This is a genomic window from Rhodococcus sp. AW25M09, assembly GCF_000333955.1.
Classification (GTDB): Bacteria; Actinomycetota; Actinomycetes; order Mycobacteriales; family Mycobacteriaceae; genus Rhodococcoides.
The window spans coordinates 1-26902 of the sequence record NZ_CAPS01000037.1; the positions used below are offsets into that span (position 1 = coordinate 1).

Here is a 26902-nt window from a genome sequence, read left to right on the forward strand (position 1 = left end):
GCCGAAGACCCGTTCGCGCTGTTGATCGGCATGTTGCTCGATCAACAGGTACCGATGGAATCGGCTTTCGCCGGCCCGAAGAAGCTCGTCGATCGTCTCGGTGATCTGAAGGTCGACACCATCGCCGACGCCGATCCGGAAGAATTTGCAGCCCTGTGCGCTCAGACTCCGGCTGTTCATCGGTTCCCGGGTTCGATGGCCAAACGCATCCAGGGCCTCGCAGCGTTCCTGGTCGAGAACTACGACGGTTCGCCGCAGGCGGTCTGGACCCGAGAAGATCCTGACGGTGCCGAAGTGCTGAAGCGTCTCAAAGCTCTCCCCGGATACGGCGATCAGAAAGCGCGCATTTTTCTCGCGTTGCTCGGCAAGCAGATGGGCGTCACGCCCGAGGGCTGGCGTAAGGCCGCCGGAGCGTATGGCGACGAGGGCGCACGTCGGTCCATCGCCGACGTCGTGGACGAGAAGTCGCTGCTCGAGGTGCGTGAATTCAAGAAGGCAGCGAAAGCGGCCGCCAAGAAGAAATAAGTCTGTCGGTGCTCGGCTGTAACTTCGGCAGCAACTTTCACCGGGGGGCGAGATGACCGAGAACATCGGGACGTACCAGCACTGGCTGGAGTCTCTGGACGAGGACGCACTGACCGATCTGTTGCACCGTCGGCCGGATGTTGCCACCGACCCGCCGCCGCGCTCGTTCGGTTTGCTCGCTCAGCTGCTCGGATCGCCTTGGCGAGTCGCGGCATTGCCTAGGAAACTCGATCGCGGCGCACTCGACCTGCTCGAATTGTTCGCACTCATGGGCGATCTCAGCCGCGCCGAAGTCGGTCACTGGACGGGCGAAGGGGCGTCGAACGAGACGCGAGACATCGATGCTGCGCTGGCCACCCTGACGTCCTACGGACTGATCTGGCCGCACGCAGCGCTCGGGTCGGGAACCGTCGAATATCGACCCGTCGATCTGTCCGGCGTGTTCTCGCGTCCGTTCGGCCTGGCTCTGCGGCAGCGAAAGTTGTTCCTGCGCTGCGCCGTCGAGCAGGATCGGCGGGCGGTACTGTCGGCTCTCGGAGTAGACCCCTCGCTCGATCGAGCCGCCCGTGCCGACGCCGTCGCCGAGGCGATGACACCGGACCGTATCCGAGCGTTGTTCGACGGCGGACCCCACGAGATGCGAGAGATGTTGTCTCGCTTCGTCGATGGCAAGCCCGTGTCACTGATCTTCGATGTGCCGCCCACCGCGGGCGCGGCCGCATTCGAGCGCGGATTGCTGTATCGACTGGACGGACACCGCGTCGAGATGCCGCTGGAAGTCAGTATTGCTCTGCGAGGGGCCGGGTGGCGCTTACCCATCGACCTCAGCGCGCCGACCTTCGCCACGCGGGTGCTCTCACAGGATGAACTGCGACGCGCTCGTTCCATTGCCCTGCTGCAGTTCTGTGAGCACACCCAAGCGTTGCTGACCGCCGTCGACACCGACGGACTGACCATGATGAAGACCGGTGGTGTCAGTGCCAAAGAACTGCGGTCGCTGACGACCCGGCTGGGGTTCGCAGACGAGCACGACACCGCGCTGATGCTGATGCTGGCGCGTGCAGCCGGGTTGATCGCCGAACGCGGAAAGAACGGCGTCGCCCTGACCCCGACCTACGAGACCTGGTCGACGAGCACACGTGCCGAGCAGGCGGCCGCGTTGGTGGCTGCGTGGTGGTGCTCGCCGTTCACCCCTACGCACCGAGTGCCTCGAACGTCTCAGAAGACCGTGCCGGTGCTCAAGAAGATGCTCGACGATCCCGCAGCCGCGGACCTGCGCGCGACGGCGCTGACGGCACTCCTGCACTCCGACGGGCCCGAGGCCGCGACCACAGTGCTGTCCGATCCCGACGAAGTCGCCCGGTACCTCGACTGGCATATCCCGGTGGTATCGACCAGTGCCGGACCAGGTCATGTGCGCGCGCTGGGCACCGAAGCGACTCGGCTCGGAGTGCTGGCCGACGGTGCACCGACCGATCTGTGCCGCACTCTCATCGATTTCGCTGTGGGCCGAGACGGCGATCCGAGCCTGATCGTCTCGACTCTGACCGTGCAGTTGCAGGACATGGCCGACTGGGTGCCGTTCTCGGTTCGGCTGCTGCCCGATTCGACGGCGGTGGTCACCGGACCACCGAGCACCGAGGTGGCCGCCATACTCGGCGCGGCCGCGCAACCCGAGTCGAGGGAAGTGGCGTCTGTCTGGCGGTTCACCCCAGCGACCATCCGCAGCTTCTTCGATACCGGTGGCACCGGCGATGAACTGATCGATGCCCTGGCCGCGATGGCCGACTCCGACGTCCCCCAGGCCCTGGCCTACACGATCCGAGACTGTTGGCGCACCTACGGAGCGCTGGCCGTGCGCAGGATCCCGTGCGCCATCGTCTCCGAGGACGTCGTACTGCTGACCAACATCGAGGCCGACGAAGCCCTGGCCGTGCTCGAGTTCCAGCGACTCGCGCCCACCGTCCTGATCAGCTCTGCCACCCCGATCGACACCATCGCCGTCCTCCGCAGACACGGATACTTCCCGGTGCGCCATTCCGACACCGGTCAACTCGAGCTCGGTAGCGCGACCCGGATCCGCGCCGCGACAGCCCGAAAGCCGCGTCCGAGCGCCCCTGCGCCGCCGCGTCGACGCGAACCACGCGAGGTGGCGCGGTTACTGCGTACCCGCGACGCCCACACCGGTAGCGCAGACAAGGTCGACGACGCACGGGTGCGGTCTGCACTCGACCACCACAGCCGACTGCTGCCGCGCGAGCTCGATCTGTTGACCGACGCCGCGGCTCGGGGCACACCCGTCTCGATCGACTACCAGAACTCGAGGGGAGCCATCGTGCGGCACGCGATCTCGGACGCGCTGCAGGACGGCAACTGGCTGTTCGCCCTGTCGGATTCCACCGGAACGAGGGAAAGCTTCGCGATCATGAACATCAGAGCGGTGTCCGCCGGCCAACAGTGACCCGCGATGCAGCTGGGTTCGTGGTTGCAGCGGGCACACGGACGCGCGATGCAACTGTGTCCGAGGTCGCCGGTACCCTTTCGGGCGTGGCCCTCTACCGGAAGTACCGTCCCGCGACGTTCGCCGAAGTCGTCGGCCAGGAGCACGTCACCGAGCCGATCAGCGTGGCGCTCGATTCCAACAGAATCAATCACGCATACCTCTTCTCCGGCCCGCGTGGCTGTGGAAAGACCTCCTCGGCGCGCATCCTCGCCCGATCGCTGAACTGTGCCGAAGGCCCGACGTCGACGCCGTGCGGAGTGTGCAACTCCTGCGTTGCCCTGGCACCCGGTGGCCCCGGCAACTTCGACGTCGTCGAGATGGACGCGGCCAGCCACGGCGGCGTCGACGATGCCCGGGATCTGCGCGACAAAGCGGTGTACGCCCCGGCCGAATCGCGCTACGTCATCTTCATCATCGACGAGGCGCACATGGTGACCCCGGCAGGCTTCAACGCGCTGCTGAAAGTGGTCGAGGAGCCGCCGGAGCATCTGGTCTTCATCTTCGCGACCACCGAGCCCGAGAAGGTGCTCCCCACCATCCGCTCGCGTACCCACCATTACCCGTTCCGGCTGCTCGCACCGTCCACGATGCGCGGGCTGCTGGAAAAGATCTGCGGCCAGGAACAGGTCACGGTCGACGACGCGGTGTATCCGCTGGTCATTCGCGCCGGCGGCGGCTCACCCCGTGACTCGCTCAGCGTCATGGATCAGTTGCTGGCGGGAGCGGGGCCAGAGGGCGTCACGTACCCACGAGCACTGTCGCTGCTCGGTGTCACCGATGTGGCGCTCATCGACGAGGCCGTCGACGCATTGGCCGCGGGCGACGGCGGCGCACTGTTCGGCACCGTCGACAAGGTCATGGATGCGGGCCACGACCCACGCCGATTCGCCGTCGACCTCCTCGATCGCCTGCGAGATCTGATCCTGATGAAAGCGGTGCCCGACGCCGGTGAGCGCGGTCTGGTCGACGTGCCTGGCGACGTACTCGAGCGCCTGCGCGACGAGGCGGATCTGCTCGGCTCGGCCACCCTGACCCGCTACGCCGAGATCGTGCACTCGGGCCTCGGTGAGATGCGGGGTGCCACCGCGCCGCGTCTGCTACTCGAAGTGATGTGCGCCCGCATGCTGCTGCCCTCGGCTTCCGATGCGGAATCAGCGGTGCTGCAACGACTCGAGCGCGTCGAGCGTCGATTGGACGTCACCCTCCCGGCCGGTGAACAGGCAGCCGTCGCGCAGGCATCTGCGGATCCGACGCGACCGCAACTGCAACCCGCCGAGGAGCCGGCCCCACCGAGTTCGGCGTCACCGAGTTCGGCACCGGTGAGCAAGTTCCAACGACCCTCTCAGCGACCACCGGCCGCCGAGTCGACACCCGCGCCTGCTCCCGCACCCCCGCCGGCGGCTCCTGCCGCCCCGTCTCCGACCCCGGCACCTGTTGCGACACCCGAGCGCACTGCGACTCCCGAGCCCATAGCGGAACCAGAGCCTGTTGCTCCGGAACCGGAACGCGTCGCGGAACCGGAAAGGGAACCGGAGCCTGTCGCGGAAGCACCCGAACCCACTCCCGCACCCGAACCCAGTCCCACTCCCGAACCGACTCCGGCACCCGAATCGGTGCCTGCTGCGAGGGCTACGCCCGAGTCCACTCCTGCGGAAACACCGAATCCTGTGTCCGCGCCAGAGGATTCGACGGCGACTACGCCGGTGCCGCCGTCGCACGAGGATTTTCCGCCCGAGCCGGAGGAGGACTACGGCCCCGAACCCGAACCCGCCTTCGAGTCGGAACCCGAACCTGCGGCGGCCCCCGCAGCCACGTCGAACGAGCCGGATGCGGCTGCGGTTCGTGCGGTGTGGTCCGAGGTGCGTACGAAGGTACGAGACCGGAGCAGAACCGTCGAGGTGATGCTGTCCGGTGCCTCGGTGCGCACTGTCGAGAACGGCACCATCACACTCGGCCACGATTCGGCACCGCTGGCCAAGCGACTCGAGGAACCGCGCAACGCCGACGTGATTCGCGACGCCCTGCGTGATGTCTTCGGTGTCGAGTGGTCGGTGGTGTGTCTGGTCGGTGCGGCGGCACCACCGGAACAGTCATCAGCAAAAAAAGATGAACCGGCAGCGAAACCCGCGTCGCTGCCGAAGTTCTCGAGGCCGAGCCAGGCAGGGGCTCATCGTCCCACGTCGGACGGCTTCGGATCAGCGGGCGATGGATCAGCTGTAGACACAGACATTCCGATGCCCGAAGCTCCGGATTACCCCGACGAACCCGAGCCGGTAGGACCACCGCCACCGGAGACGCCGGAGGACGAGGAGGAGTTGCTCAAGGCCGCGGCCGAACCCGCGGATCCGACGGTGCGCCGAGACCCGGAAACGGTGGCGATGGAGCTGTTGGTCAGTGAACTGGGAGCGGTGCCGCTCAAAGAGACCTGATCTCGAAAGATCAGCCGACGGTGAGATCCTCGTTGTCGGCGAACACCAGTCGCCCGGTGTCCAGTGCCACGGCCCAGCGCCTGGCCACTGCCCATTCCCGTGAGGTGCTGTCGGGCGCTTGGACACCGAAGTCCTCGACGATCGCTCCCGTTTCGTATGAGTCCTGCCCGGCGTCGTCGTCGTTGGCGGGGGTCTGAATGTGCACCTTGACTCGCGAACCCACGGTCAATTCGTTGTCGGTTTCCATGGTCGGTCTTCTTCCACGCTCGATCGATCTGATTCTTCGGAGTGTCCCACGCACACGTCGTTCAAACCTCAATCGAAGCGTCGGGTCATGTACGACGCTCGTTTCGGTCCTTACGCCGGATCTTCTTGCAGCCTTACTCTGACATGAGCTGAGGTCTGCCATGGCCTCGCACCGATGCGGTCGGCCGGGACGGCGACTGCGAGAAGATCGAAAATGTGGAAGGAACTGCGCGCTGTGACTACAGAGGCATTCATTTACGAGGCCATCAGGACTCCCCGAGGCAAGGGTAAGAACGGCTCCCTGCATTCGGTGAAGCCGATTTCCCTGGTGACAGGCTTGATCGACGAACTTCGTCGCCGTTTTCCCGACATGGACGAGAACCGGATCTCCGACCTCATCCTCGGCGTGGTCTCACCCGTCGGAGATCAGGGTTCGGATATCGCCCGCGCCGCTGTGCTCGCTGCGAAGATGCCCGATACCGTCGGCGGCTTCCAGCTCAATCGTTTCTGCGCGTCCGGCCTCGAAGCGGTCAACCTGGCGGCGCAGAAAGTGCGCTCGGGATGGGACGAGCTCGTCGTCGCCGGCGGCGTCGAGTCGATGTCGCGCGTCCCGATGGGCAGTGACGGCGGCGCGTGGGCCATGGACCCCGCCACCAACTACGACACCTACTTCGCCCCGCAGGGCATCGGTGCCGACCTCATCGCCACCATCGAAGGATTCACCCGCGAGGACGTCGACGCGTACGCCGCCCAGTCGCAGGAGCGCGCTGCTGCAGCGTGGTCGGGTGGCTACTTCGCCAAGTCGGTCGTGCCCGTCACGGACCAGAACGGTCTGCTCATCCTCGACCAGGACGAGCACATGCGTCCGGGCAGCACCGTCGAATCGCTCGGCAAGCTCAATCCGGCCTTCACCGGTATCGCGGCAATGGGCGGGTTCGACGACGTCGCGCTGCAGAAGTACCACTGGATCGAGAAGATCGAGCACGTCCACACCGGCGGCAACAGCTCCGGCATCGTCGATGGCGCGGCCCTCGTTCTCGTCGGCAGTGAAGCGGCAGGCAAAGATCTGAACATGGTGCCGCGAGCACGCATCGTTGCCACCGCGACCAGCGGTGCCGATACGACCATCATGCTCACCGGGCCGACCCCGGCGTCGAAGAAGGTTCTCGCCACTGCGGGCCTGACCGTCGACGACATCGATCTCTTCGAGCTCAACGAGGCGTTCGCCTCCGTCGTGCTGCGTTTCCAGAAGGATCTGAAGATCCCGAACGAGAAGCTCAACGTCAACGGCGGGGCCATCGCCATGGGCCACCCGCTCGGAGCCACCGGCGCGATGATCACCGGCACCGTGCTCGACGAGCTCGAGCGCCGCGGCGGCCGATACGCCTTGATCACCCTGTGCATCGGCGGCGGCATGGGCGTTGCCACCATCATCGAGCGAGTCTGAGGAACACAATGTCTGACAATATGATTCAGTGGGAACAAGACGCTGACGGCATCGTCGTACTCACCATGGACGACCCCAACCAGGGTGCCAACACGATGAACCAGCTGTACAAGGATTCGATGGGTGCCACCGTCGATCGTCTCGAAGCCGAGGTCGACTCCATCACCGGCGTCGTGGTCACCTCCGCGAAGAAGACGTTCTTCGCCGGTGGCGATCTGCACAGCCTCATCTCCGCGCAGCCCGAGGACGCCCAGCGGGTGTTCGACGAGGTACAGGAAGTCAAGGCTCAGCTGCGCCGTATCGAGAAGCTCGGCAAGCCGGTCGTGTCGGCCATCAACGGTGCAGCGCTCGGCGGCGGACTCGAAATCGCACTGGCGACGCATCACCGCATCGCGGCCAACGTCTCCGGCGTGCAGATCGGTCTGCCCGAGGTCTCGCTCGGACTTCTCCCCGGCGGCGGCGGCGTCACTCGCGTCACGCGCCTGCTCGGTATCCAGACCGCCTTCATGTCCGTCCTCGCGCAGGGCACCCGGTTCCGTCCGGAGAAGGCTCTCGAGATCGGCCTGATTCACGAATTGGTCGGCAGCGTCGAGGAACTGGTGCCTGCCGCCAAGGCATGGATCAAGGCCAATCCTGAAGGTGGCGTCGCACCGTGGGACGTCAAGGGTTACAAGATTCCCGGCGGTACGCCGTCGAACCCGAAGCTCGCGCAGATTCTGCCCGCCTTCCCGTCCAACCTGCGCAAGCAGATCAAGGGCGCTCCGATGCCGGCTCCGCGGGCAATTCTCGCCGCCGCCGTCGAGGGTTCGCAGGTCGACTTCGACAATGCGTCCACCATCGAGTCGCGTTACTTCACCGAGCTGGTCACCGGGCTGGTGTCCAAGAACATGATTCAGGCCTTCTTCTTCGACCTGCAGGCCATCAACGCCGGTAAGTCCCGCCCCGACGGCATCGAGAAGACCACCTTCACCAAGGTCGCGGTTCTCGGCGCGGGCATGATGGGCGCGGGAATCGCCTACGTGTGTGCCAAGGCCGGAATCGACGTGGTGCTCAAGGACGTTGCGCTCGAGTCGGCACAGAAGGGCAAGGCGTACTCCGAGGCCATCGAGGCCAAGGCGCTCTCGCGTGGCAAGACCACCCAGGAGAAGTCCGACGCTCTGCTCGCGCGTATCCACCCGACCGCCGACGCCAAGGACGTCGAAGGCGCCGACCTCGTCATCGAGGCCGTCTTCGAGTCGGAAGAGTTGAAGCAGAAGGTGTTCCAGGAGATCGAAGATCTGGTCGATCCGACGTCGCTGCTCGGTTCCAACACCTCGACGTTGCCCATCACGAGCCTCGCTCAGGGCATCAAGCGTCAGGAAGACTTCATCGGGATCCACTTCTTCTCGCCCGTCGACAAGATGCCGCTGGTGGAGATCATCCGCGGCGAGAAGACGTCGGATGCAGCCTTGGCCAAGGCATTCGACCTGGTGCAGATCATCAAGAAGACCCCGATCGTGGTCAACGACAGTCGCGGCTTCTTCACCTCGCGCGTCATCGGCACGTTCATCAACGAGGCCATCGCGATGCTGGGCGAGGGCGTCGAGCCGTCGACCATCGAGCAGGCCGGTCTGCAAGCGGGTTACCCGGCTGCGCCACTGCAGCTTTCGGACGAGCTCACGCTGAACCTGATGCAGAAGATCCGCAAGGAAACCTACGACGCCATCAAGGCGTCCGGCGGAACTCCTCCCGAGGATCCGGCCGGCGAGGTCATCGACAAGATGGTCGACGAGTTCGAGCGTCCGTCCAAGGCCAAGGGTGCGGGCTTCTACGAGTACGAGGACGGCAAGCGCGCCGGATTGTGGCCCGGACTGCGTGATGCCTTCAAGTCGGGTTCGGCGGACATTCCGTTCGAGGACCTCAAGGAACGCATGCTGTTCATCGAGGCCATCGAGACGCAAAAGTGCTTCGACGAGGGTGTCCTGAACACCACCGCCGACGCCAACATCGGCTCGATCTTCGGCATCGGCTACCCGGCATGGACGGGCGGTGTGCACCAGTACGTCGTCGGCTACCCGGGAGGACAGGCCGGATTCGTCGCTCGTGCAGACGACTTGGCCAAGAAGTACGGAGAACGCTTCAGCGTGCCTGCGTCGCTGCGCTCCTAATACGTCGTGCGCCTTTTGCACCCCCACAGGTATGCAAAAGGCTCACGAGGGCGAAGCCCGGTGGGCTATCAACCTCTCGGCGCCGTCTGTGAATTGTTGCTTCATCAATTCGCAGGCGGCGTCGACGTCGTTTCGAACGAGCGCCGAGATCAGATCCTCGTGGTTGCGCACTGCCGCTCGACCCCAGCCGAGGTCGGAGGCGTAGAGACGGGTGGGCGTGTAGCGGGTGGCGTTGTTGAGAAACCATGCCAGCTTCGCTGATTCGGCCAGGCGGTTGAGGAGTCGATGAAACTCGAACTCACAGTTCTCGACGTCCTCGGGCCGGCCGTTCTCGACAGCGGTCGACAATGCCGCGGTGATGTCGGCGAGCTGCTCGAGTTCGGTCTCGGTGATCTTCGAGGCCGCGCGGCGCACCAGTTCCACTGCGATCCGGCCCTGCAGCCAGAAGATGTCGACTATGTCGCTCGGAGTCAGCGGTGACACCACATACCCGCGATGCGGGACGAGTTCGACGATGCCCTCGCCGCGAAGCGTCAGCAAGGCCTCGCGTACCGGGGTGACGCTCACTCCGAGCTCGGCGGCGGTCTCGTCCAGCCGGATGAAGTCTCCCGGGCCCACTTCACCGGACATCACCCGGTGCCGGACGTGGCTTGCCACCTCCTCCGACAGCTGCGGCCTACGGCGCAGAACCGATGCTCGACGCTTCTCCACCATGGCGGTCAGCCAATCACATCGCGGGCTTGGTGCGTAGTACGACCTGCGCGACGGGTTCGACGACACGGGCGGCAATGGGCCCCAGGATGGCCATCAGCAGCACGTAGGCGGTGGCCAGAGCGGCCAGTTCGCCCTCCACCGCGCCTGCGGCCACGGCCAGTCCGGCGATGACGATGGAGAATTCTCCGCGAGCCACGAGTGCCGCGCCGGCGCGCAGCCTGCCTCGGCGTCCGACTCCCTGACGCCCCGCCGCCCACCACCCGGTCGCGACCTTCGTGGCCGACGTCGTCACCGCGAGTACGACGGCCCAGCCCAGTACCGGCGGGATGGTCGAGGGGTCGGTGGCGAGCCCGAACACCACGAAGAACATCGCTGCGAACAGGTCGCGGAGTGGCTCGAGAATGCGAGTGGCGTTGTCGGCCGTCGAGCCGGAGATGGCGATGCCGAGCAGGAACGCACCGACAGCCGCCGAGACCTGCAGTTCCGACGCGATGCCGGCTACCAGCAGGGCCGATCCGAGGACTTTGAGCAGTACGACCTCGCGGTCGGGGCTGTCGACGACGGCGGAAACCCATCGGCCGTAGCGCAGCGCGACCACGAGCACGACGGTGATGACGAACAGCGAGATGCCGAGGGCTTCGAGTCCGCCGAGGAAGCTCACTCCGCTCAAAACCGCGGTGAGGATCGGCAGGTAGATGGCCATCGCCAGGTCCTCGAACACCAGGATGGACAGCACGACGGGGGTTTCGCGGTTTCCCAGTCGGCCCAGATCGGTGAGGACTTTGGCGATGATGCCTGAGGACGAGATGTAGGTGACGCCGCCCATGACCAGCGCCCCGACTCCGCCCCAGCCGAGCAGCAGCGCGACCACTGCACCGGGTGCGAAGTTCAGCACGATGTCCACCAGCCCGGCCATCCAGGATCGGCGCAGCCCTGTGACGAGTTCGGTGGCGGTGTATTCGAGTCCGAGTAGGAGCAGCAGCAGAATGACGCCGATTTCGCTGGCGATTTCGCTGAATTCGTCGATGCCGCCGAGGGTGACGATGCCGCCGTTGCCGAAGGCGAGGCCGCCGAGTAGGTAGAACGGGATGGGGGAGACGCCGATCCGGCCCGCGAGGCGAGCGAGAAGTCCGAGGACGAAGAACACTGCGCCGAGCTCGGTGAGGGCGAGCGCGCTCTCGTCCATCGCTCAGACCCGGCTGATCTCAGGCACTGCCGAGTAACTTGGCTGCTGCGTCCAGTCCATCTGCGGTGCCGACGGCAACCAGCAGATCACCTGCGGCGAGTGTGAAGTCGGGGGTGGGTGACGGTTGTACCTGACCTGCGCGCATGACAGCGACGACAGATACTCCGGTTTTGGTGCGCATGGTGGTGTCGCCGAGCGTGCGGCTGACGAACCGTGAATTCGCGCTGATGGGAAGTTGGCGAGTGTTGATTCCGGGGAGGTCGCGATGCTCTTCCCCGAGCTGAGCGATGAGTTGCGGCGACCCGAGCAGATTGCCCAGGGCCGCCGCTTCCTCATTGCTCAGCGTGATCGATGCCTGCGTCGCATCGGGGTCGTCCTTGCGCGAGACGATCAGCTCGTTCGCGCCGTCCTTGAGGGTGATGACGCCTATGCGGCGCCCGGAAGCGAGGGCGAAATCTTTCCGCACCCCGATCCCCGGCAGCAGGGTCACTTCGACGTTCATGGTCGAAATGCTAGCCCTACAGGCCGCGCACTATCGCAGAAGTGGAGCCTGCAGGAACGACCCGCAAAAATTTGCTCAGGATGCGACGGCAGCCAGAAGCGCTTCGCGCTGGTTGGCACCGAGGCCACCGATACGACGGGTATCGGCGATGGACAGCTGCTCGAGCAGCTGTGCGGCGCGCACGGATCCGACGCCCGGCAGGGCCTTGATCAGGGCGGAAACCTTGGTCTTCTTGACGATCTCGTCGTTCTCCGCCTTGGCGAGAACGTCAGCGACGCTGAGTTCGCCGGACTTGACGGATGCGAGCAGCTTCGACCGCGCAGTGCGTGCCTCGGCCGCCTTGGCCAGCGCCGCGGTGCGCTGTTCCGGTGTCAGTACTGGTAAAGCCATGGCCTGTTCTCCTCGATTGTGGTGACCCGTCGCTCGTTGACAGGTCTCGACCCTCTTGCATCGTGCCTGGTGGCTCTTCCAATCTAACCGAACAACACGGGTGTCATTGACGGCCGAGCCACCGAACCTTCTCAGCCAGGCTACGTCCTATCGGATTCGTGGTGTGCCCCGACCAGCACTTAGGCCCTTCGTGCACGCTGTACCGGGCGTGTCCGACGCCTCGTGCGATCGGCAGAGCAGCCCTCGGCGAGCGGCCGGTCGGGTTGTTACCCTTGCTACATGTTGCGTACCAGACGACTGCTGGCCGGACTGACCGCTTCGATGTTTCTGTTCGCAGGCGCGGGCACCGCCGCCGCTGCCCCGATCAACGTGCCGTGGTCGCCCGATGACGCGCTCGATTCGGACGTGACCTTTCAATCCGATGGCATCACGTTCTACGGAAGCCTTCGCATGCCTATCGGCGAGACCCGCGGAGTCGCGTTGGTGCTGCCGGGGAGTGGGCCGACCGATCGCAACGGAAACTCGGGTGATCTGCAGGTGAACACGACCGCCTACGTTGCCGACGAGCTGTCCCGTCGCGGCATTGCGAGCCTGCGATTCGACAAGCTCGGCAGCGGTCGAACCGGACTGGGCGGCGTGGATCCGAACAACCCTCCCGGCTTCGACGCACAGGTGCACAACGCCGCCGACGCCCTGGCTTTCCTGCAGCAGCGGACGGGTGTCGGGGCGGATCGAACGACGGTGATCGGGCACAGTGAGGGCGCGCTGACGGCGCTGCGTCTGGCCGATTCCGACGCGGCGGCATTCAGTCACGTCGGCCTGCTCGAGCCGTTGTCGATCCGCTACCTCGATCTGCTGACCGGGCAGGTCGATCGCAACATCGACCAGGCGGTGGCGGTAGGCCAGTTCACCGAGGAGCAGGCCGAATCGTCCCGGGATCGCTTCGCCCAGGCCGTCGCCGATATCCGTGCGGGACGGCCGTTGTCCGCCCAGCCCGACCCGATCGTCGATGGTCTGGGGCTGCGGCAGAGCGCCACCTTCCTCCGCGAGGCGGATGCGACGGACCCGGCGAATCTGGCTGCCGCACTGCCGGGCTCGTACTCGTCGTTCCTGACCTGCTCGGACAAGGACCTCAACGTCTCCTGCGGTCAGGTCGACAACCTGCGAGTGGCGCTCGGGCACACCGACCTCGACTTCGCGCACTTCGCCGACAGCTCACACACCTTGGGCGAGCTCGGCCCGCTCCCTGCGGATCCGAACACCGCTCTTGCCCCGCTTCCGCTCTCGTCAGAATTTCGCGATGCGTTCGGCCGTTGGGTGGACGGTCTCTGAGTTCCTCGGTGCGGTGGAGTACGGGCACGCCGCTGTCCCGAGATCCTGGGGCCGGTAGCCGTCGGGGTATCCGGGATAGGTCTTGTTGCTCGCATCGGCGGTGGTTCGCGAGTGCGTCCGCTTGGGTAGGAACCGCTCCACCCGAGCTCTGGCCCGCAGCGCTCGCACGGCAACCCGTTCCAGTCCGGTTGAGCCGGCCGGAAAACCGAAGGCCCGCGACATCCGGTCGTCCAGCAGCGCGAACACTGCCTGCTTCACCGCGGGTGTGAGCGCAGCGGGGAACCAGGAGCAGTACAGATCGAGGGTGTACGTGCCGATCCGTCGATTGTCGTCGGTGAACCGGAACGTGCGCTCCTCGTAATCGAGCTTGAACTGTGCGAGCTCGGTGTACGACTCCGGAATGTGCTTGATGCCCATGCGTTTTCCCACTTCGCAGTAGAAGTGGAATGTTGCGAGCCGCTCTTTGGGGTGCAGTCGACGCCACCCGTAGGTGTCGATCCACTCGATCGGCTCGTAGATGAACGTCGTCAGCACGTAGAGCATGTCGTCGTTCGAGATGTCGTACTGCGCGTGCATTCGGTTGACCGTGCGAAGCGATTCACGGCCCCGATCGGACTCGTATCCGTGCTCGACCATTTCGGACATCAGGAGTGCGGTGTCGTCGTAGCGCTTCTGCGGCCGGTTCTCGAATTCGCCGGTCTCGGCGAGCAGTGTCGAGATCGTCGGTACGCAGTAGGTACGGAACAGTGCGAATTCGAGTGCGCGTTGGTAGTCCCACGGAAACTCGTAGCCGGCGGTGATGTGATGGATCGTCTGGCAATCCCGAACCGGGTCGAGTTCCTCGATACGGGCCAGCCAGCCGAAGCGTCCTCTCTTCGGCGCGATGTCCATCGTCAGCCCCGTCCGTGCCGGAGCCTCAATGCCAGAACGGAGAGCTTCATGTTCCGGGCCTTGCGCTTCATCGTCAGCAGATTCACCGGTGCCGCGAAGCTCTGCACGGTGAGTGATTTGACGGTGCTGAACTCGCGCAGGCCGTCGGCCCCGTGGATTCGGCCGAATCCCGAGTCGCCTGTGCCACCGAACGGAAGTGCCGCAACCCCAGCGAATCCGAGCACCGAATTGACCGTCACGACGCCGCAATCGAGCTTCTCGGCGGCGCGTCGTCCCGTTGCGGTGTCCTGGGTGAACACCGAAGCGCCCAGTCCGTACTTGGAGGCGTTGGCCCGTTCGATGCCCTCGTCCAGATCTCGCACCTTGTTGACCACCACGGTCGGACCGAACGTCTCCTCGGTGATCGCGGTGGAATCCTCGGGCACCTCGGTGAGGATCACCGGGTCGATGTACGGGCCGCGTAGCGAATCGAGTCCGCCGACGACCGCCTTTCCGCCCTTGGTCAAAGCGTCCTCGATCTGGCCTCGAACGATCTCGCTCTGCTTGGCCAACGTCATGGGACCGTAGGACGAGGTCTGCGCTCCGCCGGGCTCGAGTGCCCGCACCGCTGTGGTGAATTCGGTGAGGAATCGGTCGTACACCGGAGCGGCAACATAGATACGTTCGACACCCGCGCAGGTCTGCCCGGCGTTGCCCATCGCTCCGAACGTCGCGAATTCCACTGCGGCAGCGATGTCGGCGTCGGCGTCGACCAACATCGCATCCTTGCCGCCGCATTCGGCGATCAGTGGCGTCAGTGACTTCGCGCAGGTGGCCATGACCTTCTTGGCGGTGGCGGTGGAGCCGGTGAAGGCGATCTTGTCCACGCCGGATTCCACGAGGGCAGTACCGGTGGAGCCCTCACCGGTCACGGTCTGGAAGACCGGGTGCGGAGCGGCGAGCGAGGCCCACTTCTCGGCCAACCAGACCCCGACACCCGGAGTGAGTTCGCTGGGCTTGAACACGACGGTGTTGCCGGCGGCCAGTGCGTAGGCGATCGAGCCCATCGGGGTGTAGAGCGGATAGTTCCACGGTCCGATGACCCCGACGACGCCGAACGGGCGGTATCCGACGTAGGCCTTCTGGTTGACGGCGAGCAGACCTGATCCGACTTTGCGCTGCTTCAGCGTCTTCTCGGCGTTGCGCGCTGCCCAGTCGATGTGTTCGACGCCCAACATGACCTCGAGTAGCGAGTCCTCGGCGGGCTTGCCCGTTTCGGCGGCAATGACGGCAGCGAGGCTCGCGGCGTCGCGAGCGATGGCGGACTTGAATTCCAACAGCCACCGCTTGCGTCCGACGAAGCCCTGTACGTCCCACCAGCGGGCGGCCGATCGGGCCCGATCGACGGCAGCCGCGACGTCATCGACACCGGCAATCGGGTACGTGGCGAGTGCGACGCCCGTTCTCGGGTCGAGGCTATCGAAGGTGTTCTCGGTGGTTCGTTCGATCTGGTCCGTCACGAGTTCCATCCTCCAGCAGATCGCATCACATATATTTGATGTGATTCAATGTTGTCCAGGCCACACTATGCGTCACCTGCGGTTGCTACAACCCCGCCCAACTGCAGCGGCAACAGGAGATCCATGAGCATCGATCTGCCTCGAAAGGCGTCGCCGAGGGGTCCGATTCCGCGCCGGCCGCCACTGTCCGAGGACGTCGCCGGGAGCATTCGCCAACAGATCGTCACCGGTGTACTGCAACCCGGGACTTTCGTACGAATCGACGAGACGGCAGCCGAACTCGGCGTCAGTGCAACTCCGGTGCGGGAAGCGTTGGTGGCGCTGCGCGGAGAGGGTTTGGTCGAGCAGGTGCCTCATCGCGGCTACCGAGTCGACGAGTTGTCGCCGCAGGACATCGACGACATCTTCTGGCTGCAGGGCACCATTGCCGGCGCACTCGCCGGCCGGGCGGCCCGCACCATCACCCCCGAGCAGATCGAACAGTTGACCGCGCTCAACGACGGTCTACGCGACGCCGTCGCCCGCGCGGACACCGAATCGGTCGAACTCTACGAGTTCGAGTTCCATCGATTCGTCAACAGGGTCGCGGGCGGACGAACGCTGGCGTGGTTCCTGCTCGGTGCCGTCAAGTACATCCCGCGGTTGTACGCGACCGACCGACGCTGGGGCGAGGACGCAGTGCGCAGTCACGAGGAACTGATCGCGGCCTTCACCCGAGGCGACGTCGAGGCAGCCGACGACGTGATGCGTCGCCAGTTCCGGAAGTGGGACATCTCCTAGGAGCACTCACTCCCGGAAACCGGCGGGCTGTCAGCTCAGGTGGCGCGGCTGCGGGTGCGCCTTGTGGCCCTCGTCCGATCCTTCGTCGTCCTGGTGACCGTTCGCAGTTGTCTGCCTACCTTGTCCGGCCGGAACCATCGAGATGATCACCGACTTCGAGGTAGGGCAGTTGCTCTGCAGCGCAGTCGAATCCAAGGGGATCAACGGATTGGTCTCCGGATAGTACGCGGCGGCCGATCCACGCGGGGTGTCGTACTCGACGATGCGGAACGACGGTGCGCAGCGATGCACGTCGTCGTCCTCCCATCTGGTGACGAGGTCGACCATGTCGCCGTTGCGGAAGCTGAGTGCCGAGACGTCTTCTCGATGCACGAAGATCACACGCCTGCCGTTCTCGATGCCGCGGTACCGATCACTGAGGCCGTAGATGGTGGTGTTGAACTGATCGTGGCTGCGCAGTGTCTGCAGGATGAGGTGACCCGGCGGAACCTGCAACACATCGATCGGTGAGACAGCGAATTCACCTCGGCCACTCTTGGTTTCGAAAGTCCGACTGTCGCGGGGCGGATGCGGAAGTACGAAGCCACCGGGGCGTCGAACATTGACCTCGTAACCCTCGCATCCGGCGACGACCCGCGAGATGTGCCGGCGGATGTTGCGGTAGTCGTCACGGTAGCTCTTCCAGTCGAGTCCGTAGCGATCGCCGAGTGTCGCCTCGGCGATGCCGCTGAGAATCGCGACCTCGGAACGAAGAAACGTGCTGGCAGGCTTCAGCGGTCCGCGTGAGGAGTGCACCGAGCAGGTGGAATCCTCGACCGAAATCCATTGGTCACCACTGGCTTGCACATCCTTCTCGGTGCGTCCCAGGGTGGGCAGGATCAGCGCGGTCTCCCCACAGACGAGGTGGGAGCGGTTGATCTTCGTGGAGATCTGCACCGTCATCCGCATCTTGCGCAGCGCCTCGAAGGTGACGTCGCTGTCCGGGGTGGCTTGAACGAAGTTGCCGCCGAGTCCGAGGAAGAAGTGCGCCTTGCCATCACGCATGGCTCGGATGGAATCGACGGTGTCCAAGCCGTGTTCGCGGGGCGGCTCGAAGTCGAACTCCTTCGCCATCGCGTCGAGGAAGTGTTGCGGGGGACGTTCCCAGATGCCCATCGTCCGATCACCCTGCACATTGGAGTGACCGCGAACGGGAAGGAGACCCGCACCGGGCTTGCCGATGTTTCCTTGCGCGAAAGCGAGATTGGTGACTTCCTTGATGGTCGCGACGGCGTTGCGATGCTGCGTCAGTCCCATGGCCCAGCAGAAGACCGTCGCGTTGGAGTCCCGCAGCATCTCGGCGGCTTCGGTGATCTGCGCGACGGTCAAGCCCGTGACCTCGGTGACGAGATCCCAGTCGACTGCGGAGACATGCGCCTTCCATGCATCGAAGCCGACGGTGTATTCGTCGAGGAACTCGTGGTCCAGTGCGTCCCACTGGACCAGCAACGAGCCGATGGCCTGGAACAGGGCGAGGTCGCCGTTGATCTTGATGGGGAGATACAGATCCGACAGATCGGTACCGGGCCCGACCATCCCGCGTGGGGTCTGGGGGTTCTTGAAATTGACCAAGCCCGCTTCGCGAAGTGGGTTGATGGACAGGATCTTTGCGCCGTTCTGCTTGGCCTGTTCGAGGGCCGAGAGCATGCGCGGATGATTGGTGCCGGGATTCTGGCCGGCCAGGATGATCAACTCGGCATGGTGGACGTCGTCGAGGGTGACGCTGGCCTTGCCGATGCCGATGGACTCCTGCAGAGCGATGGACGTCGACTCGTGACACATGTTGGAGCAGTCGGGCATGTTGTTGGTGCCGAACGCTCTGGCGAAGAGTTGGTAGGTGAACGCGGATTCGTTCGATGCGCGGCCCGAGGTGTAGAAAATGGCCTCGTCCGGAGTGGTGAGGCTTTTCAGCTCGTCGCCGATCAAGCGGAACGCGTCGGCCCACTCGATGGGCTCGTAGTGGCTGCCGCCGGGCAGTTTGATCATCGGGTGCGTGATTCGACCCTGCTGGCCCAGCCAGTGCTCGGTATGTGCATCCAGTTCGGCAATGCTGTACTGCGCGAAGAACTCCGGCGTGGCTCGCGTCTTCGTCGCTTCCTCGGATACGGCTTTCGCGCCGTTCTCGCAGAACTCAGCCGCGTGCCGGTGGCCCGGATCGGGATCGGGCCAGGCGCAACTCATGCAGTCGAAACCCTCGGCCTGGTTGAGCTCGAGCAGCGTCTGCGCCGTGCGCACCGGGCCCATGTGCCCGAGTGCCCGCTTCATCGACACTGCAACGGCGACGGGGCCTGCCGCGTGGGTCTTCGGCTTCCTGATGTCCAGATCGGCCTCGTCGACGTCGCTGTCGGTGCGTCTCATGCGGGTCCCTTCATCGTGTTGTCCCCGCACTCGACAGTAGCCTTCGGCTCAGCCGGCGAGGAGTTTGGTCACCAGATCCACGTACTGCTGCTTCGCCGAATCCTGGCTCGTGCCTTCGAGCTTGGCCCAAGCATCGAACTTCGCGCGGTTCACCATGTCCAACCGCCCGGGGCGCTTACCCGAGACATCGCCGATCGAACCCTGCTTGTAGAGCGAGTACAGGCTCAACAGGTCGTCGTTGCTCGGCTTGGAGGTGAGCTTCTTGACATCTACCTGCGCGTCGGCGAACGACTGGTCGAGATCGGACATGTGAGAACTCCTTCTGTTAGAGGTGGGGTCATCCTTGCACGGCAGCATCGGTGATCAGCCGAATGCAGTGCGCCACGAGGGCTTCGCGGGTGACCGTGACGGTGCCGTCGAGGTAGCCGATGAACAGTGCAGTGAGCGCGCCGACGGTTCCGACGGCAATCAACTGCCGGTCGGCAGAAACGGGAAGTCGCGCGTGCACCAACTCGACGAACCCGGGCAGTAGGTCGAGACCGCGGCGGCTCAGAGCCGGTTCGGCCAGCGGCGCGATGAGCAGCACCCGACCTGTTCGCGGTTCGTCGATGATGAGCTCGACGAATGCACGGACGGGCGCGGCGACGGTGTCTTCGGCAGTGGCCGCGTTCGTGACGGCGTCGAGTAATGCTGTGTGCGCCCTCGATCCCACCCATGCGTACACCGCCCGAACGAATGTGTCCCGGTCCGAGAAGCTCTCGTAGAAGTACCGCTCGGTCAGCCCGGCTGCACGGCACACCGCGCGCACGCTGACGGCAGGCCCGTCCGGTGAGCCGAGGAGCTCGACCCCCGCCGCGAGCAATGCGTCGTACCGCTTGGATCTGCGTTCCTCCAACTGTTGACTACGCATGTTGTCAACCCTAGTCTGACAACATGCGTAGTCAGTCCGATCGTCCGGTCCCGCTCGGCCCCGACTCGCTCACCTGGAAACACTTCGGCGACTGGCGCGGGATGCTGCAGGGCGTCTGGGCCGGTTCGATGCAGAACATGCACCCCGGGCTCGGTGCCGGGGTGGAACAGCATTCGACGTTCTTCGACGAGCGCTGGCAGCGCCTCTATCGGTCGCTATACCCCATCGGCGGGGTGGTGTTCGACGGCGATCGCGCCGAGGAGACCGCACTGCAAGTCCGCGGCTATCACGCGAACATCAAGGGAATCGACGCCCAGGGCCGCACGTATCACGCACTCGATCCCGAGACGTTCTACTGGGCGCACGCCACCTTCTTCATGGGGACCGTGCTCACCGCCGACAACTTCATGGGCGGTCTGACCGAGCCACAGAAAATGCAACTGTTCGACGAGCATGTCCAGTGGTACCGGCTCTACGGGATGAGCATGCGGCCGGTGCCGGCGACGTGGCCGGAGTTTCAGAAGTACTGGGATCACATGTGCCGCCACGTGCTGGAAGACAACATGGCCGCTCGTGGGGTGTTGGACCTGTCGACGCTGGGTCCACCTCCGTATGCCGCCTGGCTACCCGAGCGAGTGTGGGCCGTGCTGCGGCGTCCGGTGGCATCGGTGTTCGTCTGGATCACGGTCGGCCTCTACGACCGGTCGGTGCGAGAGTTGCTCGGCTACGACTGGTCGGCACGCGACGCGCAGCGTTTCGCGCTGTTGGGGAAGGCGGTGAACCTGGCCTTCGGGCTGGTGCCGCGTCGTCGAAGATTGCATCCGCGCGGGCGCGCCGGGTGGGACCGCGCCGAAGGTCGGATTTCGGCGACATCACCGCTGGTCCATACCCCCGCGCGCAATCTGCCTCCGGTGGAGCGCCGCTCGGACCCGTCGCATTACAGCCCGAATGTGTAACCGGGCGGTCTGGGGGTACCCCACGGCGTATGTACAACGTCAGAACCGGAACTGGAAAACCGCTGGTCCTCGTCCACGGGCTCGGGTCCTCGCATCGCAACTGGGATCCCATCGTTCCCGCTCTTGCCGCGCACCGAGAAGTGATCGCCCTCGATCTGCCCGGGTTCGGGCAGACTCCGCCCCTGCCCGAGGTCTCCATCGCGACGCTGACCGACGCGCTGCGGACGTACCTCGACGACGAGGGACTGTCCGACGCAGATCTCGTCGGCAGTTCGATGGGCGCACGAATGGTGGTCGAGCTCGCTCGCCTCGGTCACCGAGGCTCGATGGTGGCACTCGATCCCGGCGGCTTCTGGAACGACCGACAGGTCAAGATCTTCGGAGCCACGATCACAGCATCGTTGGCGCTGATGAAGAAGGTGCAGCCGCTGGTGCCCTTCCTGGCCGGAAATCCGGTGACGAGAACGGTTGCGTTGGCTCAGTTCTCGGCTGCGCCGTGGAAACTGCCGAGCGGACTGGTCGAACGGGAGCTCAAAGGCTTCTCCACCGAGACCTCACCGTCGCTCGATGCCGCACGCAAGGCACTGATTCACGGGCCGAAGCAGATGGGTGCCACCGAAGGGTCGTTGCAGGGCTCGCTGCTCATCGGCTGGGGTCGTCAGGACAAGGTGACGACGCCCAGCCAGGCAACGGTGGCGATGGAGCGATTCCCCGACGCCACCCTGCACTGGTTCGACAAGTGCGGTCACTTTCCGCACTGGGATCAGCCCGTCGAGACGGCGAGAGTGATTCTGCGAGCCACGGGACGATAGAAACGGGTTCAGCCGTTCCACCACGGCCGCAGCGGCACGCCCGCCTGACCTTTCGGTCCGAGCTTGACGGCCAGAACCTGGTGCAGCTGAACGACATTGCGCTCGAATCCCAGACGCGACCCGGCCATGTACAGGCCCCACACTCGGGCTGTTCCCTCACCGGCTTCGGCGACGCACGCGTCCCAGTTGTCGACGAGGTTCTGGCACCATCCGGCAAGGGTCAGAGCGTAATGCTCACGCAGGTTCTCCTCGTGGCGCACCTCGAGACCGACATCCTGGATCTCGGTGATGATTCGCCCCGAACCGGTGAGCTCTCCGTCGGGGAAGACGTACCGGTCGATGAAGCTGCCGGCCTTGGCGTGCGCGCGATTGTCCGGGCGGGTGATCGAGTGGTTGAGCAGTAGGCCACCGTCACGCAGCTTCGACTGGATGAACGAGAAGTACGACGGGTAGTTCTGGACGCCGATGTGCTCGGTCAGTCCGATCGACGAAACGGCGTCGAAGTTGGTCTCGGGTACGTCGCGGTAGTCGGAGAAGCGCACCTCGGCGAACTCGGACAGCCCCTCGTCCACGATGGCCTGCTGCGCCCAGGACGCCTGCTCCTGGGACAGCGTCACTCCGATCACGTGGACGCCGCGGCGCGCAGCGAAGCGCACCATCGAGCCCCACCCACAGCCGATGTCGAGCAAGCGATCTCCTGGTTTCAGTCCGAGCTTGTCGAACACCAGGCGGTACTTGTTCTCCTGCGCGCCTTCGAGAGACTGCTCGGCGTTCTCGTAGGCGGCGCACGTGTACGTCATCGATGGCCCGAGCACCTTCTCGTAGAAGGCGTTGGACACGTCGTAGTGGTGGTGGATCGCGTCTGCGTCCCGAGTCTTGGAGTGGCGTAGGCCCTCGGCGATACGACGCCACCGCGGAATCGCCTCCTGGGGCGGGGGAGCGATGGGCCGCAACACATCCCAGCCGAGCGACCGGGTGATCGACGCCAACGTCATGGCCGACGGACGCCGGAAGTGGAGCTCGTCGCCCATCAGTGCGAGCAACTCGTACGGGTCGCCCGGGTGGACGCCGGTGGCTTCCAGATCGCCGGAAACGTACGCGCGCGCCATTCCGAGATCGCCGGGAGCCGTTGCCAGATAGGTGGTTCCGCGCGGACTCTTGAGGTTGAGCCCGATCTTCGCGTCCTCCGGCCCCGCCGTGCTGCCGTCGTATGCGGTGAAACGCAGCGGAATGTTCCCATCGGAGATCAGTTCCAGAATCTCGGAGATCTTGAGCTTCTGGGTGCCGTTCGCCGTGCGATTTCCGGAGTCCTTGAACGTCGTCATTTGCCTTGCACCGCCTTCGAGTACAAATCCAGCAATCGGGATTCGGGATCGTATTTCTTTTTCAGTTCTTCGTACTTCTCGCCGCCGTACAGCGCGGCAAATTCATCCTCGGAGTAGTAAGCGTCCGAGTACAGCGATTTATGCCCGTCGAAGTCGGTGACCTTCTTCTCGATGGCGCGATTCGCAGCACCCTCGGGTTCGCCGGCGACGATCGGGACCGAGGACCAGAAGCCGATGTTGACGTAAGTGCGTTTGGGCTCGAGCGGATACAGCGGCCACGGCCGTGCGGGACTGGCTCCGGATGCTGCCGGTTCGCGAAGACGTAATGGGCACAACCACAACGGCTCGATGGGAATCTCGTCGAGGAACCAGTGCACGAAGCCGGCAGTGTGTTCGATCGGAACCTCGACGTCCTGAACGACGCGTTCGCGCGGCGGATTTCCCTTGCGCTTCTCGAGTCGGTCGGCGATGTCGTACTTGCGATCGAGGCCGATCAACTTCCAGTAGAAGCTGCTGCGTCGGTACTTACGCGGCCAGAAGCGTCGAATCGTGGGGTTCTGTGTTCCGAATGCGCGTGAGCACCAGAACCAGTCGGTGTCCCAACGCCACAGGTAATCGTGGATGCTCAGTCGGTCGGTCTTGGGTGTGGCCGAATCGTGCTGAATCGATCGGTAGAAGATATCGGCACCGGTGTAGTCGCTGACGGGACCGGGTTCCTCGGTCTGGACCCCGAGCGTGAGGTAGCTTTCGTCGGCGCTGAAGACCACACCGTCGAGGTACTGGACGTCGATGCCGTCGTACTCACGGCTGTTCACGATGGTGTCCATCGTGGCCTGCAGTGTCTCGAGGTCGTGGAATCGCAGGTGGCGCAACGCAACATAAGGCAGCACGGGCTCGAGCTGAATTCTCAGTCGCGTCGAGTAGCCGAGAGTGCCGTACGAGTTGGGAAACCCCCAGTAGAGATCTGAGTGCTCACCTTCCGGCGTCGCGGTGACTATCTCGCCGCTGCCGGTGAGTACGTCGATCTCGAGCACCGATTCGTGCGGGAGTCCACTGCGAAACGACGTCGACTCGATGCCGAGGCCGGTGACGGCTCCGCCGAGGGTGATGGTCTTGAGCTGCGGCACCACGAGGGGCGCGAGACCGTACGGAAGCGTCGCGTCGACGAGGTCCTCGTAGGTGCACATGCCGGCCACATCGGCGGTGTGGGCGGCGGGGTCGACGGTGATGACTTTGCTCAGGCCCGACACGTCGAGACCGGGTGTCTTCGATGTGGTCCTGGCCCGAAACAGGTTGGACGTCTTTTTCGCCAGACGCACCGTCGCATCGACGGGGATCGCGCGATAGCTGCGAAGCAACTGCTCGACACCCGACCGGTGCGCTGCGTAACCGCTCTCTCTCGGTTCTGGCCGTCGTCCGAGTAGAGCATTCACTGAAGCCACGTACAGACGCTATATGTCGTGCCGCGTGGTATCCACCGGCGTCGCCGTGCGAGCGGTGAAACTTCACGCAACTGTTGCCGAACGAAGGCGGGGAATCGGAGTAATCGGACAAATGGTTGCGTTATGCATGTGTTTTTGGAGCCGAACATTCTCATGTGAAGCACACCACACACCGTTCGGTGCGATGCCGGACGCGACCGACGGCAGGGGCAGGATGGACACACATCCCGTTCGCTATCGAAGGAGTTCGTTTCGTGGCCCAGGTCAGTGCTTCCAGTTCCGCAACCATTGCTGCCACGCCGGATCGGGTGCTCGCCGCGCTCGCCGACTACGAGACGGTGCGCCCGCGCATCCTGCCTCAGCAGTATCGGGACTACGAGGTGGTCGAGGGCGGGCAGGGAGACGGAACCAAGGCCACGTGGACCCTGCAGGCCACCGAGAAACGAGCCCGCAACGTGGCTGCCACCGTCTCCGTCGCCGGATCGACCATCACCGAGCGCGACGCCAACTCGTCCATGGTCACCACCTGGTCCGTCGCCCCGGAGGGTGCAGGCACCGCGGTCACCACGACGACGGAATGGAAGGGCGCGGGAGGAATCGGCGGATTCTTCGAGAAGACCTTCGCTCCCCTCGGACTGAAGAAGATCCAGGCAACCACGCTGGAGAACCTGCGCCGCGAACTGATTTAGATCTGCTCGAAGTCGGGGGCGTCGATCAGCGCCAGAGTTCCGACGACCACGGTGCGCATCGACCACAGAAACATGCCGTCGGGTCCCCGGTCGATGGTGTCGTACGCCCCCGGCAAGGTGTCGAGGTCGGTGCGTGCGGCGATCTCGGCGTCGTGTTCGGGGGGTCGCCCGCCCGAGTGATGAACCATGACCCCCAACGCGAGTGCATGTTCGGCGACGTTGGTGACGGTCCACGTGGCTTGCTTCGGTGTGATGTCGTACCGAAGCCGATAGCGAGTTTGCACCGCATCGATCATCCGAATGGCGTCGATCGAGCTGGGAGTGAGGCCGACGAGATACTCCGCGATGCCGGGGTTTTTCTGCACCAGATCGCGCATTGCGACACTGAACCTCAGCAACGCGTCGTGCATCGACTCGTCGTCACCGGGCAGTGGAGGTGACCACCTGCGCAGAATCTCTTCCGCCACCAGAGCCTTGAGCGAGGACAGATCGTCGATGTTGTTGTAGATAGCGACGATCGAGACACCCAGATTGTCGGCGATCGACTTCACCGTCACTTTCGGAAGCGTCAGCGTAATGCCTGCCTCGGCCATGGTCTCGGGAGTCACCCGACGCTTGCGGGAGGAGTGGCGTCCCTCGGGGTTCGCCGATTCGTCCATTCCCCGAGAATACGTGTGCTCAGTAGTGACGGAAGTTCAGACGTACGTGCGGAGTGTCCGCTACGGGCGAGCGTCGCCTACGACCGTACGACTACGCTGGTGTTCGTTTCGACCCACGCGAGAGGACGGCACAGTGCAACCCGGTGAGCAGCCCGACATGGCATCGATCCTGCAGCAGGCCCAGCAGATGCAGCAGCAGCTGATGGCCGCGCAGGCCGAGATCGCGGAAACCGAAGTGACCGGCCAGGCGGGCGGCGGACTCGTCGTCGCCACCGTCAAGGGGACCGGTGAAGTGGTCGGACTGACCATCGACCCCAAGGTCGTCGACCCGGACGACGTCGAGACTCTGCAGGACTTGGTGATCGGTGCCATCGCCGACGCGTCGAAAGCGGCTCAGTCCGTCGCGAGCGAGAAGCTCGGCCCCCTCGCAGGTGGCCTCGGCGGCGGCATGCCCGGCCTGCCCGGGTTCTAGGCGGTGTACGAAGGTCCGGTACAGGATCTGATCGACGAGCTCGGAAAGTTCCCCGGGGTCGGTCCGAAAAGCGCCCAGCGCATAGCCTTTCATCTCCTGGCAGTAGAGCCACCCGAGGTGGATCGGCTCATGCGCGCGCTGCAACGTATCCGCGACGGCGTGCAGTTCTGCATCGTGTGCGGCACGGTATCGGACAAAGAACTGTGCCGGATCTGTGCGGACTCACGTCGAGACAGATCCATCATCTGCGTTGTCGAAGAGCCCAAAGATGTTCAGGCCGTGGAGCGTACGCGAGAGTTCAAAGGCCGCTACCACGTCCTCGGTGGGGCACTCGATCCACTGAACGGAGTGGGACCGGATCAGCTGCGTATCCGAGAGCTGTTGACTCGGGTGGGAACTCAGGACGACGGAGTCGACGTCACCGAGGTCATCATCGCCACCGACCCCAACACCGAGGGCGAAGCAACGGCCACCTATCTGGTGCGCATGATGCGAGATTTCCCCGGCCTGGCGATCACCCGCCTCGCCTCGGGTCTGCCGATGGGCGGGGATCTCGAATTCGCCGACGAACTCACATTGGGCAGGGCGCTCACCGGGCGACGGCGAATGTGAGAGCGGCTTCGCCGCACGTGCATGAAACTTCGTAGCA

At 64.6% G+C, this 26902-nt stretch carries 25 protein-coding genes; 12 read left to right on the plus strand and 13 right to left on the minus strand.

Annotated features, from left to right (window positions below):
- The 3 genes from RHODMAR_RS06555 to RHODMAR_RS06565 form a co-directional block, all read left to right on the plus strand.
- A partial coding sequence (locus RHODMAR_RS06555) for an HhH-GPD-type base excision DNA repair protein (protein WP_008712602.1) occupies nt 1-525 on the plus strand: 525 nt, incomplete at its 5' end.
- Nucleotides 526-577: 52 nt separating this feature from the next.
- Nucleotides 578-2986: a helicase-associated domain-containing protein gene (locus tag RHODMAR_RS06560; RefSeq protein ID WP_008712604.1), complete on the plus strand. Its 2409-nt coding sequence runs from the start codon at nt 578-580 to the stop codon at nt 2984-2986.
- Nucleotides 2987-3072: 86 nt separating this feature from the next.
- Entirely contained in the window at nt 3073-5457 is a 2385-nt protein-coding gene (locus tag RHODMAR_RS06565) for a DNA polymerase III subunit gamma and tau (protein WP_042938249.1), read from the plus strand.
- A gap of 10 nt (nt 5458-5467) precedes the next feature.
- On the opposite strand, the gene RHODMAR_RS06570 is transcribed toward RHODMAR_RS06565, so the two are convergent.
- On the minus strand, nt 5468-5704 hold the full coding sequence (locus tag RHODMAR_RS06570; protein ID WP_008712608.1) for a hypothetical protein: 237 nt from the start codon (nt 5702-5704) through the stop codon (nt 5468-5470).
- 234 nt (nt 5705-5938) lie between these two features.
- On the opposite strand from RHODMAR_RS06570, the gene RHODMAR_RS06575 reads away from it, so the two are divergent.
- Together RHODMAR_RS06575 and RHODMAR_RS06580 are read left to right on the plus strand one after the other, a co-directional pair.
- Nucleotides 5939-7150: an acetyl-CoA C-acetyltransferase gene (locus tag RHODMAR_RS06575; RefSeq protein ID WP_042938251.1), complete on the plus strand. Its 1212-nt coding sequence runs from the start codon at nt 5939-5941 to the stop codon at nt 7148-7150.
- An 8-nt stretch (nt 7151-7158) separates the two neighbouring features.
- Nucleotides 7159-9297 (plus strand): 3-hydroxyacyl-CoA dehydrogenase NAD-binding domain-containing protein, encoded by a 2139-nt coding sequence (locus tag RHODMAR_RS06580; protein ID WP_008712624.1) that lies wholly within the window; start codon nt 7159-7161, stop codon nt 9295-9297.
- A gap of 42 nt (nt 9298-9339) precedes the next feature.
- On the opposite strand, the gene RHODMAR_RS06585 is transcribed toward RHODMAR_RS06580, so the two are convergent.
- The 4 genes from RHODMAR_RS06585 to mihF form a co-directional block, all read right to left on the minus strand.
- Nucleotides 9340-10011: a GntR family transcriptional regulator gene (locus RHODMAR_RS06585; protein ID WP_008712626.1), complete on the minus strand. Its 672-nt coding sequence runs from the start codon at nt 10009-10011 to the stop codon at nt 9340-9342.
- A gap of 13 nt (nt 10012-10024) precedes the next feature.
- Nucleotides 10025-11197 carry a cation:proton antiporter gene (locus RHODMAR_RS06590; RefSeq protein ID WP_008712628.1) on the minus strand — a complete coding sequence of 391 codons (1173 nt, stop codon included), beginning with the start codon at nt 11195-11197 and terminating at the stop codon, nt 10025-10027.
- Between the two features lie 19 nt (nt 11198-11216).
- Nucleotides 11217-11699 carry a cation:proton antiporter regulatory subunit gene (locus RHODMAR_RS06595; protein WP_008712630.1) on the minus strand — a complete coding sequence of 161 codons (483 nt, stop codon included), beginning with the start codon at nt 11697-11699 and terminating at the stop codon, nt 11217-11219.
- A gap of 75 nt (nt 11700-11774) precedes the next feature.
- The gene (mihF, locus tag RHODMAR_RS06600) at nt 11775-12089 is read right to left on the minus strand and encodes an integration host factor, actinobacterial type (protein WP_008712632.1); all 315 of its coding nucleotides are present in this window, start codon (nt 12087-12089) and stop codon (nt 11775-11777) included.
- 279 nt (nt 12090-12368) lie between these two features.
- Between mihF and RHODMAR_RS06605 the strand changes: the two genes are divergently transcribed.
- The gene (locus tag RHODMAR_RS06605) at nt 12369-13421 is read left to right on the plus strand and encodes an alpha/beta hydrolase (protein WP_008712633.1); all 1053 of its coding nucleotides are present in this window, start codon (nt 12369-12371) and stop codon (nt 13419-13421) included.
- On the opposite strand, the gene RHODMAR_RS06610 is transcribed toward RHODMAR_RS06605, so the two are convergent.
- Together RHODMAR_RS06610 and RHODMAR_RS06615 are read right to left on the minus strand one after the other, a co-directional pair.
- Complete coding sequence (locus RHODMAR_RS06610; RefSeq protein WP_008712635.1) at nt 13377-14312, minus strand: oxygenase MpaB family protein; 936 nt, start codon at nt 14310-14312, stop codon at nt 13377-13379. The two genes, RHODMAR_RS06605 and RHODMAR_RS06610, sit on opposite strands and share 45 nt — an antisense overlap.
- A 2-nt stretch (nt 14313-14314) precedes the next feature.
- Complete coding sequence (locus RHODMAR_RS06615; RefSeq protein WP_198289408.1) at nt 14315-15820, minus strand: aldehyde dehydrogenase family protein; 1506 nt, start codon at nt 15818-15820, stop codon at nt 14315-14317.
- A gap of 114 nt (nt 15821-15934) precedes the next feature.
- On the opposite strand from RHODMAR_RS06615, the gene RHODMAR_RS06620 reads away from it, so the two are divergent.
- Nucleotides 15935-16591 (plus strand): GntR family transcriptional regulator, encoded by a 657-nt coding sequence (locus RHODMAR_RS06620; RefSeq protein WP_008712638.1) that lies wholly within the window; start codon nt 15935-15937, stop codon nt 16589-16591.
- Nucleotides 16592-16621: 30 nt separating this feature from the next.
- On the opposite strand, the gene RHODMAR_RS06625 is transcribed toward RHODMAR_RS06620, so the two are convergent.
- The 3 genes from RHODMAR_RS06625 to RHODMAR_RS06635 are packed head-to-tail and all read right to left on the minus strand — an operon-like array spanning nt 16622 to nt 19898.
- Complete coding sequence (locus RHODMAR_RS06625) at nt 16622-18988, minus strand: FdhF/YdeP family oxidoreductase (protein WP_008712640.1); 2367 nt, start codon at nt 18986-18988, stop codon at nt 16622-16624.
- A 48-nt stretch (nt 18989-19036) separates the two neighbouring features.
- Nucleotides 19037-19297, minus strand: a complete 261-nt coding sequence (locus RHODMAR_RS06630) for an acyl-CoA-binding protein (RefSeq protein ID WP_008712642.1) — start codon at nt 19295-19297, stop codon at nt 19037-19039.
- A gap of 28 nt (nt 19298-19325) precedes the next feature.
- Complete coding sequence (locus RHODMAR_RS06635; RefSeq protein ID WP_008712643.1) at nt 19326-19898, minus strand: TetR/AcrR family transcriptional regulator; 573 nt, start codon at nt 19896-19898, stop codon at nt 19326-19328.
- 23 nt (nt 19899-19921) lie between these two features.
- On the opposite strand from RHODMAR_RS06635, the gene RHODMAR_RS06640 reads away from it, so the two are divergent.
- Nucleotides 19922-20854 (plus strand): oxygenase MpaB family protein, encoded by a 933-nt coding sequence (locus RHODMAR_RS06640; protein ID WP_008712645.1) that lies wholly within the window; start codon nt 19922-19924, stop codon nt 20852-20854.
- Nucleotides 20855-20883: 29 nt separating this feature from the next.
- Entirely contained in the window at nt 20884-21666 is a 783-nt protein-coding gene (locus RHODMAR_RS06645; RefSeq protein ID WP_008712646.1) for an alpha/beta fold hydrolase, read from the plus strand.
- An 8-nt stretch (nt 21667-21674) separates the two neighbouring features.
- Here RHODMAR_RS06645 and RHODMAR_RS06650 read toward each other — a convergent pair whose 3' ends face one another.
- Together RHODMAR_RS06650 and RHODMAR_RS06655 are read right to left on the minus strand one after the other, a co-directional pair.
- Nucleotides 21675-22991, minus strand: coding sequence for a class I SAM-dependent methyltransferase (locus RHODMAR_RS06650; RefSeq protein ID WP_008712648.1), 1317 nt, complete (start codon nt 22989-22991; stop codon nt 21675-21677).
- Nucleotides 22988-24433 (minus strand): FAD-binding oxidoreductase, encoded by a 1446-nt coding sequence (locus RHODMAR_RS06655; RefSeq protein WP_051047844.1) that lies wholly within the window; start codon nt 24431-24433, stop codon nt 22988-22990. The genes RHODMAR_RS06650 and RHODMAR_RS06655 overlap by 4 nt, the downstream gene beginning before the upstream one ends.
- 254 nt (nt 24434-24687) lie before the next feature.
- Here RHODMAR_RS06655 and RHODMAR_RS06660 point away from each other — a divergent pair, with 254 nt between their 5' ends.
- The gene (locus RHODMAR_RS06660) at nt 24688-25122 is read left to right on the plus strand and encodes an SRPBCC family protein (RefSeq protein ID WP_008712651.1); all 435 of its coding nucleotides are present in this window, start codon (nt 24688-24690) and stop codon (nt 25120-25122) included.
- Here RHODMAR_RS06660 and RHODMAR_RS06665 read toward each other — a convergent pair.
- Nucleotides 25119-25781 (minus strand): HTH domain-containing protein, encoded by a 663-nt coding sequence (locus RHODMAR_RS06665; protein ID WP_008712653.1) that lies wholly within the window; start codon nt 25779-25781, stop codon nt 25119-25121. The two genes, RHODMAR_RS06660 and RHODMAR_RS06665, sit on opposite strands and share 4 nt — an antisense overlap.
- 133 nt (nt 25782-25914) lie before the next feature.
- Here RHODMAR_RS06665 and RHODMAR_RS06670 point away from each other — a divergent pair, with 133 nt between their 5' ends.
- Both RHODMAR_RS06670 and recR read left to right on the plus strand, forming a co-directional pair.
- Nucleotides 25915-26253 carry a YbaB/EbfC family nucleoid-associated protein gene (locus tag RHODMAR_RS06670; protein WP_008712655.1) on the plus strand — a complete coding sequence of 113 codons (339 nt, stop codon included), beginning with the start codon at nt 25915-25917 and terminating at the stop codon, nt 26251-26253.
- 3 nt (nt 26254-26256) lie between these two features.
- Nucleotides 26257-26865, plus strand: coding sequence for a recombination mediator RecR (recR, locus tag RHODMAR_RS06675; RefSeq protein WP_008712657.1), 609 nt, complete (start codon nt 26257-26259; stop codon nt 26863-26865).
- Nucleotides 26866-26902 lie beyond the last annotated feature (37 nt).

What these genes read in the sequence shown, in the direction of transcription:
- RHODMAR_RS06560 (WP_008712604.1), top strand. Translation starts at nt 578, where the DNA reads ATGACCGAGAACATCGGGACGTACCAGCACTGGCTGGAGTCTCTGGAC.
- RHODMAR_RS06570 (WP_008712608.1), bottom strand. Translation starts at nt 5,704, where the DNA reads ATGGAAACCGACAACGAATTGACCGTGGGTTCGCGAGTCAAGGTGCAC.
- RHODMAR_RS06580 (WP_008712624.1), top strand. Translation starts at nt 7,159, where the DNA reads ATGTCTGACAATATGATTCAGTGGGAACAAGACGCTGACGGCATCGTC.
- RHODMAR_RS06585 (WP_008712626.1), bottom strand. Translation starts at nt 10,011, where the DNA reads ATGGTGGAGAAGCGTCGAGCATCGGTTCTGCGCCGTAGGCCGCAGCTG.
- RHODMAR_RS06590 (WP_008712628.1), bottom strand. Translation starts at nt 11,197, where the DNA reads ATGGACGAGAGCGCGCTCGCCCTCACCGAGCTCGGCGCAGTGTTCTTC.
- RHODMAR_RS06595 (WP_008712630.1), bottom strand. Translation starts at nt 11,699, where the DNA reads ATGAACGTCGAAGTGACCCTGCTGCCGGGGATCGGGGTGCGGAAAGAT.
- mihF (WP_008712632.1), bottom strand. Translation starts at nt 12,089, where the DNA reads ATGGCTTTACCAGTACTGACACCGGAACAGCGCACCGCGGCGCTGGCC.
- RHODMAR_RS06605 (WP_008712633.1), top strand. Translation starts at nt 12,369, where the DNA reads ATGTTGCGTACCAGACGACTGCTGGCCGGACTGACCGCTTCGATGTTT.
- RHODMAR_RS06610 (WP_008712635.1), bottom strand. Translation starts at nt 14,312, where the DNA reads ATGGACATCGCGCCGAAGAGAGGACGCTTCGGCTGGCTGGCCCGTATC.
- RHODMAR_RS06615 (WP_198289408.1), bottom strand. Translation starts at nt 15,820, where the DNA reads ATGGAACTCGTGACGGACCAGATCGAACGAACCACCGAGAACACCTTC.
- RHODMAR_RS06620 (WP_008712638.1), top strand. Translation starts at nt 15,935, where the DNA reads ATGAGCATCGATCTGCCTCGAAAGGCGTCGCCGAGGGGTCCGATTCCG.
- RHODMAR_RS06625 (WP_008712640.1), bottom strand. Translation starts at nt 18,988, where the DNA reads ATGAGACGCACCGACAGCGACGTCGACGAGGCCGATCTGGACATCAGG.
- RHODMAR_RS06630 (WP_008712642.1), bottom strand. Translation starts at nt 19,297, where the DNA reads ATGTCCGATCTCGACCAGTCGTTCGCCGACGCGCAGGTAGATGTCAAG.
- RHODMAR_RS06635 (WP_008712643.1), bottom strand. Translation starts at nt 19,898, where the DNA reads ATGCGTAGTCAACAGTTGGAGGAACGCAGATCCAAGCGGTACGACGCA.
- RHODMAR_RS06640 (WP_008712645.1), top strand. Translation starts at nt 19,922, where the DNA reads ATGCGTAGTCAGTCCGATCGTCCGGTCCCGCTCGGCCCCGACTCGCTC.
- RHODMAR_RS06645 (WP_008712646.1), top strand. Translation starts at nt 20,884, where the DNA reads ATGTACAACGTCAGAACCGGAACTGGAAAACCGCTGGTCCTCGTCCAC.
- RHODMAR_RS06650 (WP_008712648.1), bottom strand. Translation starts at nt 22,991, where the DNA reads ATGACGACGTTCAAGGACTCCGGAAATCGCACGGCGAACGGCACCCAG.
- RHODMAR_RS06665 (WP_008712653.1), bottom strand. Translation starts at nt 25,781, where the DNA reads ATGGACGAATCGGCGAACCCCGAGGGACGCCACTCCTCCCGCAAGCGT.